General features: G+C 72.3%; 11 protein-coding genes. 10 read left to right on the top strand and 1 reads right to left on the bottom strand.

Translation table 11 applies throughout. The features are described from left to right. The first annotated feature begins 55 nt into the window (after nucleotides 1-55). The 10 genes from ACIRR9_RS47025 (at nucleotide 56) to ACIRR9_RS47070 (ending at nucleotide 12,118) form a co-directional block, all read left to right on the top strand. Complete coding sequence (locus ACIRR9_RS47025) at nucleotides 56-499, top strand: phage tail protein (RefSeq protein ID WP_352345023.1); 444 nt, start codon at nucleotides 56-58, stop codon at nucleotides 497-499. Beyond that, on the top strand, nucleotides 499-975 hold the full coding sequence (locus tag ACIRR9_RS47030; protein WP_403765473.1) for a hypothetical protein: 477 nt from the start codon (nucleotides 499-501) through the stop codon (nucleotides 973-975). Before ACIRR9_RS47025 ends, ACIRR9_RS47030 begins: the two co-directional genes overlap by 1 nt. Continuing rightward, nucleotides 972-1,124 carry a DUF6760 family protein gene (locus ACIRR9_RS47035; protein ID WP_403765384.1) on the top strand — a complete coding sequence of 51 codons (153 nt, stop codon included), beginning with the start codon at nucleotides 972-974 and terminating at the stop codon, nucleotides 1,122-1,124. The genes ACIRR9_RS47030 and ACIRR9_RS47035 overlap by 4 nt, the downstream gene beginning before the upstream one ends. Nucleotides 1,125-4,807: 3,683 nt before the next feature. Then, nucleotides 4,808-5,245: a phage tail protein gene (locus tag ACIRR9_RS47040; RefSeq protein WP_398996899.1), complete on the top strand. Its 438-nt coding sequence runs from the start codon at nucleotides 4,808-4,810 to the stop codon at nucleotides 5,243-5,245. Next, nucleotides 5,245-5,973 (top strand): LysM peptidoglycan-binding domain-containing protein, encoded by a 729-nt coding sequence (locus tag ACIRR9_RS47045; RefSeq protein ID WP_403765386.1) that lies wholly within the window; start codon nucleotides 5,245-5,247, stop codon nucleotides 5,971-5,973. The genes ACIRR9_RS47040 and ACIRR9_RS47045 overlap by 1 nt, the downstream gene beginning before the upstream one ends. Continuing rightward, nucleotides 5,970-7,829: a VgrG-related protein gene (locus ACIRR9_RS47050; RefSeq protein WP_403765388.1), complete on the top strand. Its 1,860-nt coding sequence runs from the start codon at nucleotides 5,970-5,972 to the stop codon at nucleotides 7,827-7,829. Before ACIRR9_RS47045 ends, ACIRR9_RS47050 begins: the two co-directional genes overlap by 4 nt. Further along, nucleotides 7,829-8,236, top strand: a complete 408-nt coding sequence (locus ACIRR9_RS47055; RefSeq protein ID WP_403765390.1) for a GPW/gp25 family protein — start codon at nucleotides 7,829-7,831, stop codon at nucleotides 8,234-8,236. Before ACIRR9_RS47050 ends, ACIRR9_RS47055 begins: the two co-directional genes overlap by 1 nt. A gap of 5 nt (nucleotides 8,237-8,241) precedes the next feature. After that, the gene (locus tag ACIRR9_RS47060) at nucleotides 8,242-10,200 is read left to right on the top strand and encodes a putative baseplate assembly protein (RefSeq protein WP_403765475.1); all 1,959 of its coding nucleotides are present in this window, start codon (nucleotides 8,242-8,244) and stop codon (nucleotides 10,198-10,200) included. Continuing rightward, a complete protein-coding gene (locus tag ACIRR9_RS47065; RefSeq protein ID WP_403765392.1) occupies nucleotides 10,197-10,742 on the top strand; it encodes a phage tail protein in 546 nt (181 codons plus the stop codon). Before ACIRR9_RS47060 ends, ACIRR9_RS47065 begins: the two co-directional genes overlap by 4 nt. A 578-nt stretch (nucleotides 10,743-11,320) precedes the next feature. Continuing rightward, the gene (locus ACIRR9_RS47070; RefSeq protein WP_403765394.1) at nucleotides 11,321-12,118 is read left to right on the top strand and encodes a discoidin domain-containing protein; all 798 of its coding nucleotides are present in this window, start codon (nucleotides 11,321-11,323) and stop codon (nucleotides 12,116-12,118) included. Between the two features lie 78 nt (nucleotides 12,119-12,196). Here ACIRR9_RS47070 and ACIRR9_RS47075 read toward each other — a convergent pair whose 3' ends face one another. Next, complete coding sequence (locus ACIRR9_RS47075; RefSeq protein ID WP_403765396.1) at nucleotides 12,197-15,151, bottom strand: AfsR/SARP family transcriptional regulator; 2,955 nt, start codon at nucleotides 15,149-15,151, stop codon at nucleotides 12,197-12,199. Between the last annotated feature and the right edge of the window lie 712 nt (nucleotides 15,152-15,863).

Consider the following 15,863-nt stretch of genomic DNA (forward strand, 5'->3'; position numbering starts at 1 on the left):
CTTCCCCTGACCGGTTTTCCCGATTCCCCGACTTCGGAAAGAGAAGCGAACACGCATGTCCCTTCAGCCCGGTGACGCCCTCACCTCACACAATTTCGGCCTGCAGATCGACGGCGTCATGGTCGAGTACCTCCAGGAGGTCAGCGGCCTCTCCGTCGAGCAGGACGTCATCGAGTACCAGCAGGTCTCGGCGGACGGCAAGCCCGTCACGAAGAAGATGCCCGGCGTCAAGAAGGCCGGCGAGTGCACGGTCACCCGAGGGATGACCGAGTCGGCGGCGTTCACGTCGTGGATCAACGACTCCATCGCGGGCAACATGGGCGCCGCGCGCAAGAACGCGACGATCATGATGATGGACTACCAGAACAGCCCGGTGAAGCGTTACAACATGCGCAACGCCTGGTGCAGCAAGGTGGAGACCAGCGGGGTCAAGGCCGGGGACACCTCCGCGCTGACCGAGCAGGTGACCATCGTCTTCGAAGAGCTGGTCATCGAGTGATCAGGCGTACAGTCGCGCGGGCGGGGGGCGTGGCCACGGCGGAGCCACCCGCTGCCGACCCGCCGCTTCCCCAGCCGCCCGCGCCTCCCACCTCCACCGCGGCGGAGCTGCGGACGGAGTTCTCCTTCGAACTGCCCCGCGGCTATGTCGACGAGTCGGGGACGGTCCACCGGTCCGGCACGATGCGGCTGTCCACCGCCCGGGACGAACTCGTCCCCCTGCGGGACATGCGCGTGCAGGAGAACCCCGCCTACCTGTCGGTGGTCCTGCTGGGCCGCGTCATCACCCGCCTCGGCACGCTTCCCTCGGTGCACGACGGGGTGGTGGAGAACATGTTCGCCTCCGACCTCGCGTTCCTCCAGGACTTCTACCGGCAGATCAACGCGGAGGGCCACACCCGTGCGGCGGTGTCCTGCCCGCACTGCTCGGAGCCGTTCGAAGTGGAACTGGCCGGGAGCCGCCTGGGGGAATCGTGACGTACGCGGCCGACCGCCTGCACGAGGAGGTCGCGTACCTCGGCTTCCATCTCGGTTGGGGGCTGGGGGAGTTGCTGAATCTGGAACACGCGGACCGCAGGGGATACGTCGAGCGGACCGCGGCACTGCTGAACCACGAGGAGAGGTGAACCGACATGGCGGGATTCCTGGCCGGGGTCCGGGGGTGGATGCGGGGCACCGCGCCGGATCCCGACGCGAACGTGCCGAGCACGTCATCGGGTGAGCCCGGTCCGTCCCGTTCCCCCGGCGCGGAATGGCGGTCGACGGCTCCGGTCCAGCGGGTGCTGAGGGCGCTGTCGCCCGTGATGACGCCGGACTTCGCCGGCGAACTGGCCACACACGGGAATCCGGCGTTCACCGGAGGCATCGTGGCAGCCGGCGGCGGAATACGGGTCCTGGATGACGCAGGGCGCGGAGCCGACACCGGCGGCGGCTCGGCCCACGGGCGGGGTACCGGGGATCGAGCCGCGGTGGCGATGCCGACGGTGGTTCGGCGTGCGCCCGCGCCGATGAGGACGGGCGGATCGGGTGGGATGCGGCGCACGGTCGGAGGAGGACCTGTTGGCGGTTCCGCTCCTGCGACACCGGGCGGATCGTTCGTTCCGTACAACGATCCCTTCAATGATCCGCTCAACGAGACGGGTGGTCTCCCGGCTCCTCTCTCCGGGCGCTCCGAGCGGTCCGGCACCTCGGGTTCGCCCGGTGCCCCCGGCGGGGAATCCGGCTCCCGGGGGCCATCGGCCCAGCGTGCAGTGCGAACCACCTTCTCGCGGTCCGCGCGACCGCGGTTGCTCTCGGCGCCGTCGATCACCCCGCTCCGGCGATTGGCGACCACGGGCGGGGGCCGAGCGGACTCCCGCCGGGACGGTGTGGCATCAGCCTCGACCCCATCCCCTGAAGCTGCGACGGCACCACACGCCGTCGGCACAAGTGCCCTGGAGCGGGGAGCCGTTGAGGGAGTTGTGGGAGAAGGGCGCTCGGTAACGGTTCAGCGGGCGGTGCGGCCGGGGTCCATGGAGGCTCCGACCGGACCAGGCGGCAGAACCGGGATCCGCTCGGCCGCCACCCGGGAGTCCGGCATCACCACAGAACGCCCTGCGCCGGGCGGGCCTGCGGCTTCGGGGCTTGCGGCTTCGGGACCTACGACTTCGGTACGTGCCGCTGACGGATCGTCGGCTCCGGGGTCCGCCAACGGGGTGCTCAGCGCGACCGGGACCGCTCGACCCCGAGCCGGACTCGGCGCACCGCTGACCTCGGCAGCAGCGGAATCCGGCGCCGTCCCCGTACTGCCTGACCCTGCCACGACGGCCCAGGACCAGGGCCACGGCCAGTCGGGAGACGCTCCTCCCATATCCCGCCGTACCGGGCTCGGCGCACCCCTGCGGCCGACACCGTCACCCGCCCCCGCGGTCACCGTGTCGCGGTCAGCCGCGCCAAGTACGGCTCGTACGACTGCTGTTCCAGCCCCGGTCCGCGAAGCGGCGGACTCCGGCGACGGTCCGATTTCCCCGGGTGGGAGTGGCATCCCCGTTCCCACCTTCGATGCGGATCGGGTGAGCAGGTCCGCATCCCCCGAACTCGGCGCGGCGGGCCCACCCCCTGGTCCGCCGCGTCGTCCCACCGTCCGGCCGCCCATGCTGCCCGGCACCGCGGAGCCGGGGGCGCCGAAGGAAGCGTCACGGACCTCCGCTCTCACGGCACAACTCTCTGTCGAGCCCGAGTCCGCGCGTTCCGCGCGACGACCGGGCGTCGGCCGTGCGCCCGCGTCAGTTCCGCGACGATCCGACGCCACGGCGGCTGGGCCGCCGGCGCATGACGGTGGTCGCGGTACCTCTCAGCCCGGCTTCGCCGCCGCTACCGAGATCAAGGCCTCTGCGTCCAGGCCTACGACGCCCGTCACATCCACGGCGCCGGCTGGGCCTGTCACGGCTGCGGCACCGGCCGGGGCCGTCACGCCTGCGGCGTCTGCCGGGTCTGTCACGGCTATGGCGCCCGCCGGGCTTGCCACATCTACGGCGCTCACTGGGCCTGTTACGCCCACGGCGTCCGCCGGGCCCGCCACATCCACAGTGCCTGCCGGGCCTGTCACACCTACAGCGCCCATCGTGCCCGCCGGCCCCGCCGGCCCCGCCGGGCCCCACGGCCCCGCCGGCGCGGCCAGGTTCTCCGACGCCGCCCGCCCCGTAGCACCCGCCCATGCCGCCACGCCGACTGTGGCCCGCGCACTCGCCGGGCCGACCGGCCGACCCGATGTCATGAGTCCCAACGCGCCCGCGTCTCCCACCCGTTCCGGGACATCCGCTCGCACTGCTTCTGCCCCGCCCACGACACCCATCGCGCCCGCGCCGTCCACCGCCCCGACCGGGTCGACCGCGACGGAACCAGCTGCCGTGCCCGCCGACATGCCCACTCCCCGAGCGGCGGCCGGTACCACCGTGCCGAGCGTGACACTGTCCTCGCCCGGCCCGCGCTCCCCACGAACCATCCGCCCCTTGGCGGCCACCCGGATGACGACGATCCTGTCCCCGGCGGTGCAACGCTCACCGGAAAGCACGTCGCATACTCAGACTCCCGCGCCCGCACGGCTGTTCGCGGTTCCGGCGGCGCGCAATGGTTCCGCACGCTCCTCGGAGGAGCCCGAAAACGCCGGCATCGAACCCGTCGGCGCTTACCGCGCGACGGAGCCTGCCGCATCGGCCGCGTCATCGGTCACCTCCCGCGCCACCCCCGTAGTCGGTGCCGCGGCGAAATCGGTCGGCGGGTATCGGCCTGCAGCGCTGTCCGTCCAGCGGCGGCCGACGACCGGGCCGTCCGCGAACCAGGCAGCCCAGGAGGGCGGGACAGCCCGGGCCGCAGTTCCCCTTCCCCGGACCACCGCCGGCGGCCCGGAGGCAGCGACCCCGCAGGCGACGCGCACCATGCCCGCCGTCCAGCGGCGCCCGTTGTCCGACAGTGAGCCGTCTCCATCCTCCCCAGGGCTTCTCACCGCAGCGCCGGAGCCGAACGAGAAGGCGTACGGCTTCGGCGGCACACCGTTGAGGAAAGTCGACTGGGCAACCTCAGTGGCTCCCTTCAGCCCTGCCGGAGCTCCTTCCGGCCCGGCACCGGCCACCGGCGCGACGGCATCGCCGTACGCACTCAGGTCACGGCCAGGCCGCCCGCTGCTCCAGCGGACGCAACGCCTGACGTCCGCCTCACGAAGTACCGTCCGGGCCGCCGCGCCGCCCGTGGTACCCCTCGCGCGCCGGGCGCACCGGTCGGTGATTCCGGCACCGGCCGCCCCGGCCTCCCGCGCCGCAACCACCCGATCCGCCCCGACCGCCGACCATCGTGCCCTCGGCACCCCGGCTTTCCCGCCTGCGACCGGCCCATCCACACCGGGGATCACCCAGCCCAGGTTCGTGAACGCACCCCCGGTCCAGCGGGCCCACGACACTCGCGCCGCCACGCCTGCGGTCGGCCCGTCCGCACCGGGGATCATCCAGCCCGGGCGGACGAACGCACCTGCGAACCATCGCGCCCGGACACCGCCTCCACACCCACCGACGCCGGCACCTCCCGTGCAACGCCAGCCCCCCGCACCCCCCGCGCCACACGCCCCCCGGGCTTCCGCGTCGGTCGCCCCCGCCCTCGACGGCCTGTCTCCCGAAGCCCTCGACTGTCTCGCGCACTCCCTCCTAGGACCCCTCTCGCGCCTCCTGCGCTCCGAACTCCGCGGCGACCGCGAGCGCCTGGGCCTTCTCCGCGATGCTCTCTGACCGCCCCCGCCCCCGCCATCGACCAATCGCAACGACTCCCGAGGACCCGACCCATGCCAACCGCCCTGGACCCCGCCTCCACCGTCTTCTTCCGGCTCTCCATCGACGGTCTGGACCTCGGTCTCTTCAACAGCTGTGAGGGGCTCGCCTCCGAGGTGCAGGTGGAGCAGCGGGAAGAAGGGGGCAACAACGGGTTCGTCTGGCAGTTGCCGACGCGGGTGACGTACTCCACCATCCGGCTCACCCGGCCGCTGACCCCGGACACGGGGAAGGCCGCCGCGTGGATCTCGTCCATCGCGACCGGGATCACCCGGCCGACCGGGCAGATCGCGGCGTTGCGCGCGGACGGATCGGTTGTCGCGCAGTGGGGACTCATCGAGGTGCTGCCCGTGCGGTGGCAGGGGCCGAGCATGGACCCGGCCAACCCCGGCGTCGCCACCGAGACGCTTGAGATCGCCCACCACGGCTTCACCGATGCCAGGGGGACCTGATGGCCCCCGCGAGTGCCAACAGCAGCCTCGTACGGGCGCGGCTGGCCATCCATCATCCGCCGAGCGGGGCGAGCCGCACCATGGGCGGGCGGATCGGCGAGGTCGAATTCCAGTTCAACCCCAGCCAGTTGGAGCTGTCTCGCTCTGCCTCCTGGTACGCGCAGCGGGCCGTCGGCTTCGACCGCGGGGCGCAGCAGGAGTTCTCCGGGGCCGACCCGGCCTCGCTGTCCGTCGAGGTCTTCCTCGACGCCTCGGCCAGCCCCGCCAGCCCCCAAGTCCGCAAGAAAGTTGAGCAGTTGCTGTCCTGCTGTGAGGTGGATCCGCAGAGCCTGCCGACCAACCGGCCGTCCCCGCCGTGGGTCCGCTTCTCGTGGGGCGGCTTCAGCACCGTCCAGTTCACCGCGTACGTGGAGAGCGTCAGTGCCGCCTACTCGCTGTTCAGCCCCACCGGGGAGCCGCTGCGGGCCACGTGCCGACTGTCGCTCAAGGAGATTCCGACACCGGTCAAGGGCCAGAACCCCACGTCCGGTGCGCTGAGCGCGCGGCGTGTTCACCAGGTGGTCGTGGGCGACACGCTGCCCGGCCTGGCCTGGCGGGAGTACGGCAACGCCACCCGCTGGCGTGTCATCGCCGAGGCGAACGACATAGACGACCCCATGCGGCTGCGGCCCGGCAGTGAACTCCTGCTGCCGTCGGCCGACGACGTACGACGAGGCGGAACACCATGACGACGAAGTCCTACACGACCGTCCTGAAAGTGCGGGTCCAAGGGTCCCCGCTGCCCGACCCGGTGGCCGGACGGCTCGTCTCCGCCTGGATCGACGCGAGCGTGAACGTGCCGGCCGCCTTCCGGCTCGTGTTCAGCGACCCGGCCCGCGATCTGCTGAGTACCTTCCCGGCACTCGTCGTCGGTGCGAAGGCGGAGCTGATCCCGTACACGGACGGCACCCAGGGCCGTCCGCTGCTCACCGGCGAGGTCACCGCGCTGGAGGCCGATGCCGACGGGACGGGCAAGTCGCTGATCGTCCGCGGCTACGACCCCGGCCACCGACTGCTGCGCAACCGCCGGGTCGCCGGGTACCCGAACATGACGGCCGCCGACATCGTGCGCCGGCTCGCCACCGAGAACGGGCTCAGGGCCGGGACGATCGACCCGACTCCGACCGTCTACGAGCTGGCCACCCAGCCCAACCTCACCGACTGGGACTTCCTGGCCCGCCTGGCCCGCGAGAACGACGTCCGTCTGTACTTCGACGAGGAGGGCCGCCTCCAGTTCACCGCCCTGCGCACGGCCTCCGGCGCTCCCGCCGACACCACCCCGGCCGCACAGAGCCCCTACGTCCTGGAGTTCGGTGTCAACGCCGGCGACAGCAGGGTCTCCGTCACCGCCGCGGGACAGGTGCCCTCGGTCTCGGTGCGCGGCTGGGACGTACAGACCAAGCGGCCGCTGACCGCCGACGCGCGCGCCACCGCGAGCACGGAGATCCTGACCGGTACGACACCCGCCGAGGTCGCCGCCCCGTTCGGCGCCGCCTCGCTGACCGCCACGGCGGTCCCGCACACCACCCAGGCCCAGGTACGGCACGCCGCCGAGGCGCTGGCCGACGATGTGGCGGGCTCCTTCGCCGAGCTGGAGATCGCCGTCGACGGCAATCCCGAACTGCGGCCCGGTGTACCGGTGGCGCTGGGCGGCGCGGGCTCGCCGTTCGAGGGCAAGTACACGGTCACAGGCGTACGGCATGTCTTCGCATCCCGGCAGCGGTACACGACGTGGGTGCAGGTCAGCGGACGTCAGTTCCGCTCGCTGTACGGGCTGGCGGCCGGTCCCCGGGAAGCGCCCGCGTTGCCCGGTGTCGTCGTCGCCGTCGTCAGCAACATCAAGGACCCCCTGAGGATGGGCCGGGTCAAGCTGCGCTTCCCCTGGCTGTCCGACACCTACGAGAGTGACTGGTGCCGGGTGGCTCAGTTCGGTGGCGTGCGCGGGGGCGGGCTGATCCTTCCCGAGGTCAACGACGAGGTGCTCGCCGCCTTCGACCGGGGCTCGCTGGAGCACCCGTACGTCCTGGCCGGTCTCTACAACGGTGTCGACAAGCTGCCCCGCATCAAGGAGGGCAGCCCGCCTGTGGACGCCACCAGCGGCACGGTCAACTGGCGGAGCCTGGCCTCGCGCAGCGGCCAGGCCGTGGAACTGCTCGACGACGGGCGCAGGGCGCGGGGTGTACGGCTGCGGACCGGCGACGGGGCGCTCACCGTGCACCTCGACCAGAACCGTACGACCGTGACCATCCGCAGCGACGGCAGCGTCACCATCCAGGGGGTACGCGGCGTCGACGTGAAGGCGGGCGGTGACCTGAACCTCACGGCGGGGCGGGCCGTGAACATCACGGCCGGGGCCGCGCTGAACCTCAAGGCCGGTGGCAAGGTCGAACTCGCCGCGGGTGGTGCGGTGAGCCTCGACGCGGTCGGCACCGCCAGCATCAAGGCGGTCGGGCCGGTGGCACTGACCTCGGCCGCCAACGCCTCCGTCACCGCGGCGACCGTGACGCTGAGCGGTCTCACCCTGGCCAACGGGGTGCCGTTCTGATGGGCGAGCAGTTCGTCGGCGCGGGCTGGGCGTTCCCGCTGCACACCGACGCCTCCGGCGGGATCGCCCTGGTCCGCCGCGAGCGCGAGATCGAGGAATCCATCCGGCTGGTACTCGCCACCGCGCCGGGCGAACGGCCGATGCGCCCCGAATTCGGCTGTGCCGTACACGACTTGGTGTTCGCGCCGGTCAACGAGGCGACCGCCGGCCGTATCGGCTACGAGGTGCGGACCAGCCTGGAGCGCTGGGAACCCCGGATCGAGGTGGCCGAGGTGGCCGTCACCGCGTCCCCGGACGACCCGGCGGTGCTGCTGATCGACGTCCGCTACGCGATCCGCGGCACCAGCAACCCGCGCAGCCTGGTCTTCCCCTTCTACGTGATCCCGTCCAGCGAAGGCGATGTGTGACCCCCATGGCCCTGCCCGCCCCCAATCTCGACGACCGGCACTTCCAGCAGTTCGTCGACGACGCGAAGCGCTACATCCAGCGACGCGCCCCGGAGTGGACCGACCACAACGTCTCCGACCCCGGCATCACCCTCGTCGAGGCCGTCGCCTACATGACCGACCAGCTCGTCTACCGGCTCAACCGGGTCCCGGACAAGAACTACCTGTCCTTCCTGGACCTGTTGGGGGTGACGCTCTTCCCGCCGTCGGCGGCCCGCGCGGACGTCACCTTCTGGCTGTCGGCCGCACAGCCGGAGCCCGTACTGCTGCCCGCCGGGACCGAGGTGTCCACCCAGCGCACCGAGACGCAGGAAGCGGTCGTCTTCACCACCGAACGCGACCTGACCGTGCCGCCGTGCTCGCTCCAGCGCGTACTGCGCCAGGAGAACAAGGGCAGCCCCCAGGACCGTACGAGCGCCGTCCTCGGAGCCACCGACGTGCCCGCCTTCGCCGCGAAACCGCAGCCCGGGGACGTCCTTCTCTTCGGCCTGTCCGCGGCGGTCCCCGACTGCGCCGTGGTGCTGGCCCTGGACAGCCGCGTCGACGGCGTCGGAGTGGACCCCCGCCAGCCGCCGCTCGCCTGGGAGGCGCGGACGGCGTCGGGTTGGGAGGCGTGCGAGGTGGACGAGGACACCACAGGCGGCCTCAACCGGGCCGGTGAGGTGATCCTGCACGTGCCGGGCGGGCACACGCTCTCCCAACTCGGTCAGCACGAGGCGGGCTGGCTGCGCTGCCGGGTCCTGAAGCCCGCCGACGACCAGCCCTTCTACTCCGCCACCCCCACCGTCCGGTCCGCCGCCGCCTACACGATCGGCGGCACCGTCCGCGCCGTGCACGCGGTCGAGATCCGCGACGAGCGGCTCGGGGAGTCCTCCGGCGCGTCCGGGCAGCGGATGCGGCTCGGGCAGGCGCCGATCGTCGCGGACGATCCGCCGCTGGAGGTCGAGGTGGCGGAGGGCGGCGACGGCTGGCAGGCCTGGCGGATCGTCACCGACTTCGCGGCCTCGGGACCGTCCGACCGGCATCTGACGGTCGACGCGACGACGGGAGAGATCGCCTTCGGACCGTCCGTACGGCAACCGGACGGCAGCTTGCGGCAGTACGGAGCGGTGCCCGCCAAGGGCGCGGTGGTCCGGGCGGCGCGCTACCGGGCCGGGGGCGGTCGCGGCGGCAATGTCTCGCGCCGCGGCTTGCAGGTGCTGCGCAGCTCCATCCCGTACATCGCCCGGGTCGAGAACCGGGAGGCCGCCCGCGGCGGGGTCGACGGGGAGACCGTCGAGGAGGCCAAGGTCCGGGCGCCGATCGCGCTGCGGGCGCAGGAGCGGGCGGTGACCGCCCGGGACTACGAGGAACTGGCCCGGCAGGCCGCGCCCGAGACCGCGCGGATCGTGTGTCTGGGGGCCGAGTCGGACCGGGACGGGGAGGGAGCCGTTCGCGTCCTCGTCGTACCTCGGGCTGTGCCCGACCCCGGCGGCCGGCTCCGGTTCGAGCAACTCGTCCCCGAGGACGAGCTGTTGGCGCGGGTGACACGCCATCTGGACGAACGCCGTCCGCTGGGGACCCGGCTGGCCGTCGGCCCGCCCTACTACCAGGGAGTCTCGGTCACGGCGACCCTGCACGCCTACCGGAGCGTCTCCGCACAGGAGGTGCGGGCCGCCGCGCTCGACTCCCTGTACGCCTACCTGGATCCGCTGAGCGGCGGAGCGGACGGCGGGGGATGGCCGTTCGGCCGGCCGCTCCGGTCGGGAGAGATCTTCGCCGCGCTCCAGCGCGTGCCGGGCGTGGAGCTGGTGGACGAGGTGGAGCTGTACTCCGCCGACCCGCTGACGGGTCGCCGCGGCGAGCCGACCGACCGCATCGAACTGACCGCGTCCGCCCTGCTGTTTCCGTACGACCACCGTGTCCGAGTCATAGGGGAGCGATGAACACTCCTGTCGTCTCCCCCCGCCCGTTGCGGGACCAACTGCCGGGTGTGTACGCGGAGGACGGCTTCGCCGGGGCGTTCGCCGACGGGCTGGACACGATGCAGGCCCCGGTGCTGAACATGCTGGACTGCCTGGACGCGTACTTCCGCCCCGGGCTGGCGCCCGTCCACTTCCTGGACTGGATCGGGAGCTGGATCGGAGCCGAACTGGACGGCCTGGCATCGGAGTCCGCGCGGCGCGAGGCAGTCGGGATGGCGATGGCGCTGCACCGTCGCCGAGGCACGGCGTACGGGCTCGCGACCGCGATCCGCCTCGCCTTCGGCATCACCGCGGAGATCACGGAGAGCGGCGGCGCGGCCTGGTCGGCCCGGCCACGCGGCCCGTTCCCGGGCGACCCGCGCCCGGGGCTGCGGGTCGTCGTACGGGTCCCCGAACCCACGACGTTCGACGCCCGCCGCCTGGAGAACCTGGTCGCCGCGGCCCGACCGGCACATCTGCCCTTCACCGTCGAGGTGTTGGCTGAGAGGACTGAGAAGAGATGAGCGAGAAACCGACGGCCGACGGGCTGTGCCCGGTGTGCGGAACCCCAGGCCCCGGGAGCGGCGAATCGTTCTGCGAGGTGTGCGGGACGCTGGTGGACTGGGACGCGGCGGAGGCTGCGGCCGCCGCGCCGGAGTCCGCCGCTTCGGGTTCCACGTCAGGGGGATCCGGGCCCGCGTCTGCGTCTGCGTCTGCGTCCACGTCCACGTCTGCGGCCAGGTCCGTGTCCGGGGCTGCGTCCGCGGAGGAGCAGCCGGGTCGGCGCAGGCCCGAGTCGGACGGGACCTTGCCGACGACCTTCGCTTCGCGAGCGGAACGCGCCGGCGGCGCCTCCCGCCCACCGGCGGAGAATCCGTCCGGCTCCGCCGGGCGAGCCGCCACGACACGAGGGGCCGGCGCGGGAGCGGCATCGGCCCCGACGCCGGAGGCGACGACGACGTCCGGAACGGCGGTCTCCGCGTCTCCCGGTGAGCCGGAGCCCACCCGGCCGACAGGCCGAGACGGGACGCCACGCGGCGCGACCGAGCCCCGGTCGGGGCCGGGCGGCGGCCGGACGCGGGCCAGGGCACTCCTCGTACCCGTGCCCGAGGCGGGGGCCGCTGCCCCGGACGTGGCCCCCGTACTGCCCGGCCGTCCCCAGCCCGAGCGGCCGAGCGTGCGCGCCGCGACGGCGGAGGAGGAGAGCGGCGTCACCTGCTGGCGGTGCGGGGTGCAGAACCGTCCGGACCGCACGTTCTGCCGGAACGACGGCGCTCCGCTGGACCGCAGCGGACAGCAGACGACCACGGTGGCCAGCCGGCGGGGCGAACGATTCGCGGGATGGCGGCCCCGCGTGTCCGGGGCGCGGGTGCTGATCGCCGTCGGAGTCGTGGCCGCGCTGGTGGGTGCCGCGTTCCTGACCCCCGCTGCGGTCGGCGCGATACGCGACCACTTCACGGACCCCGCCCCGCTCCCGCCCGCCGCGGTCAGCGCGTCCAACTCCGACGCCGCACACCCCGCGCAGTCCGCGTTCGACGGCGTCAGCAACACCTGGTGGGGGCCCGGCTTCTCCGGTGACTCCGCGGGCCAGTACCTCCAGGCGAACTACAGCCGACCGGTCGACCTGCAGAAGATGATCATCACGCCCGGTGTGTCGACACGCTCCGCGGACCTCGACGCCGAGGCCCGCCCCCAGCGCTTCGATCTGCTCATCACCGACTCCTCGGGGCGCACCTCGCTGACCCACTACCAACTCGCCGACGGCGGTCCCCAGCTCGTCGACGCCTCGATGCACGATGCCGTACAGGTCGACATGATCCTGCGCAGCGCGTACGGCACGGCCTCGAACAAACAGGTGGCGATCGCCGAGGTGGAACTGCTGGGCCGCGCGGCGAGTTGAACCTGGTCGGGGAGGAAGCGCGACACCGGCACGGAGCGCCCTCCCCGACCGCGCCCATGGTCACAACCCCGCTGTGCCTCACGAAGGCCGCTCCGGACACAGAGAACAAGCCGAGGGAGTGCCCGACTCGTCGAGGCGTCGCAGCTTGGTGCGGAAGGATTCCGCGTCGGTGTGGCCGAGCCGCTCCGCGACATCCAGTCCTTTCATCCACGCCGTGCGGGCCTCGTCCCCTCGGCCGAGGCTGAGGTACGCGTCCCCGAGGCCCATGAGGGTGTCCGCGGTCAGCCAGGAGGCGTCGATGGTCTCCCGCCAGATCGCGAGGGCGCTGCGGAAGCTGGTGACGGCTTCGTCGTACTGCCCGAGGTGGTACTGAGCGTGGCCGATGCTGTCGTAGATGTGCGCCGCGGTCAGGTCGTCTCCGAGTCTTCGATACAGGTCCAGCGCTTCTCGGCAGTGGTCGAGGGCCTGCTGGTACTGGCCGAGGAGGATGAGGCTCCAGCCGACCCCGTTGAGTCCGGCCGCGATCCTGAGCTGCCCCCGGCTGTCGTCGGCCCCCCGGCAGACGGAACGGTACAGCGCGAGTGATCGCTGCGCGGCAGCGAGCGCGCCTTCCAGATCTCCCTGCAACTCCACGATCCAGGCGAGCGTCCGATAGGCATCGGCGCAGGCGCCCATGTCACCGGCTCGGGTGAACAGTTCGACAGCACGCTCGACGTGACCGCGCCGGTCGTCCAGGTTGCCCAGCCCCGGGGCGGCGGCGCCGAGACCCCGATGCGCGTGGCCCTGGGCGACCGGGTCGTCCAGCCGGAGCGCCGCGTCCAGCGCCGCGCGGTGCACGGCCTCCTGTTCCCGCCACAGCCCGCATATGTGCAGATGGCTGGCCATGGCCCAGGCGAGTTGCCAGGTGTGGACGTCGAAGTGATGGGCGGCGGCCTGTTCGACCAGCGCGAGGAGCACCGCCTGCTCCGCGGCGAACCAGGCGTTCGCCTTCGCGGCGTCCCCGGCGAAGTCTTCGGCGCGCACTCCGTCGGCGGCCGGGGCCGGAGAGATCAGTACGCGTGCGGTGCCGGTCAGCGCGACCGCGTTGTGGCCGGTGTGGAGGTAGTGGTCGAACATGCGGTGGCGGGCCGCTCTCACCTGCTGGGGAGGCTCGAGGGTCTCGGCGAGTTCGGCGGCGTAGGCGCGCAGCAGGTCGTGGGAGGCGTAGCGGCCGGGGGCGGTCTCCTCGGCGAGGTGGGCCTGGATCAGTTCGGACAGCAGTTGCTGGGTGTGCGCGGCGCTCAGGCCGGCCAGGCCGGCCGCCGCGGGCAGGGTGATGTCGGGTCCGGGGTGCAGCCCCAGCAGCCGGAACAGGCGGGCGGCATCGGTGGTGAGGGCGTGGTAGGACCAGGAGAAGACGGCGCGTACGTCGGCCGCGGCGTCCTGGTCGCGCAGGACGTCCAGGCCGGTGACGCTCTCCCGCAGTTCTTTCGCTACGGCCGCCATGGAGATGGCGGACCGGGTTGCCACGCGGGCGGCGACGACCGCCAGGGCCAGTGGCAGCCGTGCGCACCGGGCGATGATCTCCTCGACCGCCTGTGCCTCGGCCTCGACCCGGTGGTGCCCGAGCCGCCGGGCGAGCAGCGCACGGGCCTGCGGCAGCGTGAGCACGTCGAGGTGGAGGGGATGAGCACCGTCCATGGCGACCAGTCCGGCGAGCCGGTTGCGGCTGGTGACGATCACCAGGCAGCCGGGAGTACCGGGCAGCAGGGGCCGTACCTGCGCGGCGTCACGGGCGTTGTCCAACAGTACGAGCACACGTCTGCCGCTGAGCAGGGTGCGGTACCGGGCCGCGAGCGAGTCCACGTCCTGCGGCAGCCCGTTCACATCGGCGCCCAGGGACTCCAGCAGCGAACGCAGAGCCTGCCCCGGCGCGACCGGCAGACCGACCGGGTCGAAGCCCCGCAGGTCCAGATACAGCTGCCCGTCCGGGAAGCGGTCGGCGACCTGTCGCGCCCAGTGCACCGCGAACGCGGTCTTGCCCACACCCGCCATCCCCGCGACGGCACTCACCACCACCGTGGAGCCCAACGGCAGCGCGGCCACCTCCGCCAGCTCCGCCTCCCGGCCCACGAAGACGGCCAGAGCGGCAGGCAGTTGAGCCGGGATCGCGGTGGTGGCCGCAGGGGGAGCGACCGGCGCAGCCGGTGCGGTGGGCGCGACGGGTTCGGTGGGTTCGGCGGGCGTGACGGGTTCGGTGGGTGCGGGCCGGGCCGGAGCCGGTGGCGCGAGGAGGTCGATGTCGGCCCGCAACACGCGCTGATACAGCGACTGCAGTGCCGGACCGGGATCCACCCCCAACTCCTCCGCGAGCAGCGACTGCGCCTCACGGTAGGTGGCCAGGGCCGCGGCCTGCCGCCCCGAGCGGTACAGGGCGAGCATCAGCAGCTCCCGGAACCGCTCGTCCAGCGGATGCTCCGCGACCAGACCGGTCAGCTCCGCCGCGGCCTGCCCATGAGCACCCAGACCGAGTTCGGCCGTGAGACGGGCCGCCTCCGCGGACAACCGAAGCTCCTCCAGCCGTTGCCGCTGAGCCCGCGCGTACTCGCCCCGCACGCCCGCCAGTGCCACCCCTCGCCACAGACCAAGGGCGTCCCGCAGATGTGTCACCGCACCTTCGGTGCCTCCCGCATCCCGCGCACGCGCGGCCCGGGCCGTCAGGTCCCGGAAGACATCTAGATCCAACTCCGTGGAACCCAAGCGCAGTTGATAGCCGTTGCCGGTGGAGCGGATCACCGAGGACGCGGGGTCGCCGTCCGGCTCCAGGACTTTCCGCAGCCGGTGGACGTACGTCCGAAGAACACCGGCCGCCGAGGACGGCGCGCTGCCCCCCCACACCGCGTCGATCAGCCCGTCGGCCAGCACCTGCGCACCGTTCGCCAACAGCAACACCGCCAGAACGGCCCGCTGTTGAGGCGGGCCGAGTTCGATCTCGTCCCCGCCGCGCCACGCCCTGACCGGCCCCAGCACCGAGAACCGCAGCCCCTCCTCCAACTGGTGTCCTTTCTGGGCGTTCCACGGCCAAAGCCGACCGTTGATCCGATCACACGGATCAATGTGTATGAGCACTTGTCACATGGGTTGATGCAATGTGCCGGGGCCGCCACACGGTCCCGGCCAACAGCCATGTCCGGGGCGGTGGTGCGCGGCCACGTGGTGTCCTCGCTTCCGCTGACCGGCACGAGGTGGGTAGTGCGCGCGCCTCCACGCGGACCGGCATGGATCAGGCGGCCGTGAGGACGACGGCATATGCCCGGACGGCTGTCACGGACGTGGTGATGAGCGTAGGTGCGGCTTCAACCGTGACGTCATCGGCCGGTTCGAAGCCGGCAGCGGCAAGGGGAACAGGCCTGCTGCCGAGGGGCTGAACGAGCGGTGGGAATCGGCGAGGGCTTCGCTCACGCCGGCTTCGGCGAACGACAACACCTCCACCATGTCACGGAGTTACAGGTCTTTCGTGCGCCGGCGCCGGCCGTACGCGGTCGGCTCGTGGCGAGGAACTGGTCGGTGTCTCGGGCGCGGGGTCGGAATGGATCTCCAGGGTGCTCCGCCTGCCGGTCGTCAGGGTTCCCTCCGCGTCTCGTCGTGTGGCCGTGCGGCAATGTGCGCCGCGTACCGAACGGGCGCTCCGCCTTCTGGAGTCAGACTCTATTCACTGGATGGTATCTCTACTTACGAAGCCCCGGATCCGGTCGCTAGCATCTCG

It is taken from the genome of Streptomyces sp. NPDC101234, assembly GCF_044767525.1.
GTDB classification, from domain to species: domain Bacteria; phylum Actinomycetota; class Actinomycetes; order Streptomycetales; family Streptomycetaceae; genus Streptomyces; species Streptomyces sasae.

Bases quoted from the DNA above. Each gene is read 5' to 3' on its own strand.
- ACIRR9_RS47025 (WP_352345023.1), top strand. From the start codon at position 56: ATGTCCCTTCAGCCCGGTGACGCCCTCACCTCACACAATTTCGGCCTG.
- ACIRR9_RS47040 (WP_398996899.1), top strand. From the start codon at position 4,808: ATGCCAACCGCCCTGGACCCCGCCTCCACCGTCTTCTTCCGGCTCTCC.
- ACIRR9_RS47045 (WP_403765386.1), top strand. From the start codon at position 5,245: ATGGCCCCCGCGAGTGCCAACAGCAGCCTCGTACGGGCGCGGCTGGCC.
- ACIRR9_RS47050 (WP_403765388.1), top strand. From the start codon at position 5,970: ATGACGACGAAGTCCTACACGACCGTCCTGAAAGTGCGGGTCCAAGGG.
- ACIRR9_RS47055 (WP_403765390.1), top strand. From the start codon at position 7,829: ATGGGCGAGCAGTTCGTCGGCGCGGGCTGGGCGTTCCCGCTGCACACC.
- ACIRR9_RS47060 (WP_403765475.1), top strand. From the start codon at position 8,242: ATGGCCCTGCCCGCCCCCAATCTCGACGACCGGCACTTCCAGCAGTTC.
- ACIRR9_RS47065 (WP_403765392.1), top strand. From the start codon at position 10,197: ATGAACACTCCTGTCGTCTCCCCCCGCCCGTTGCGGGACCAACTGCCG.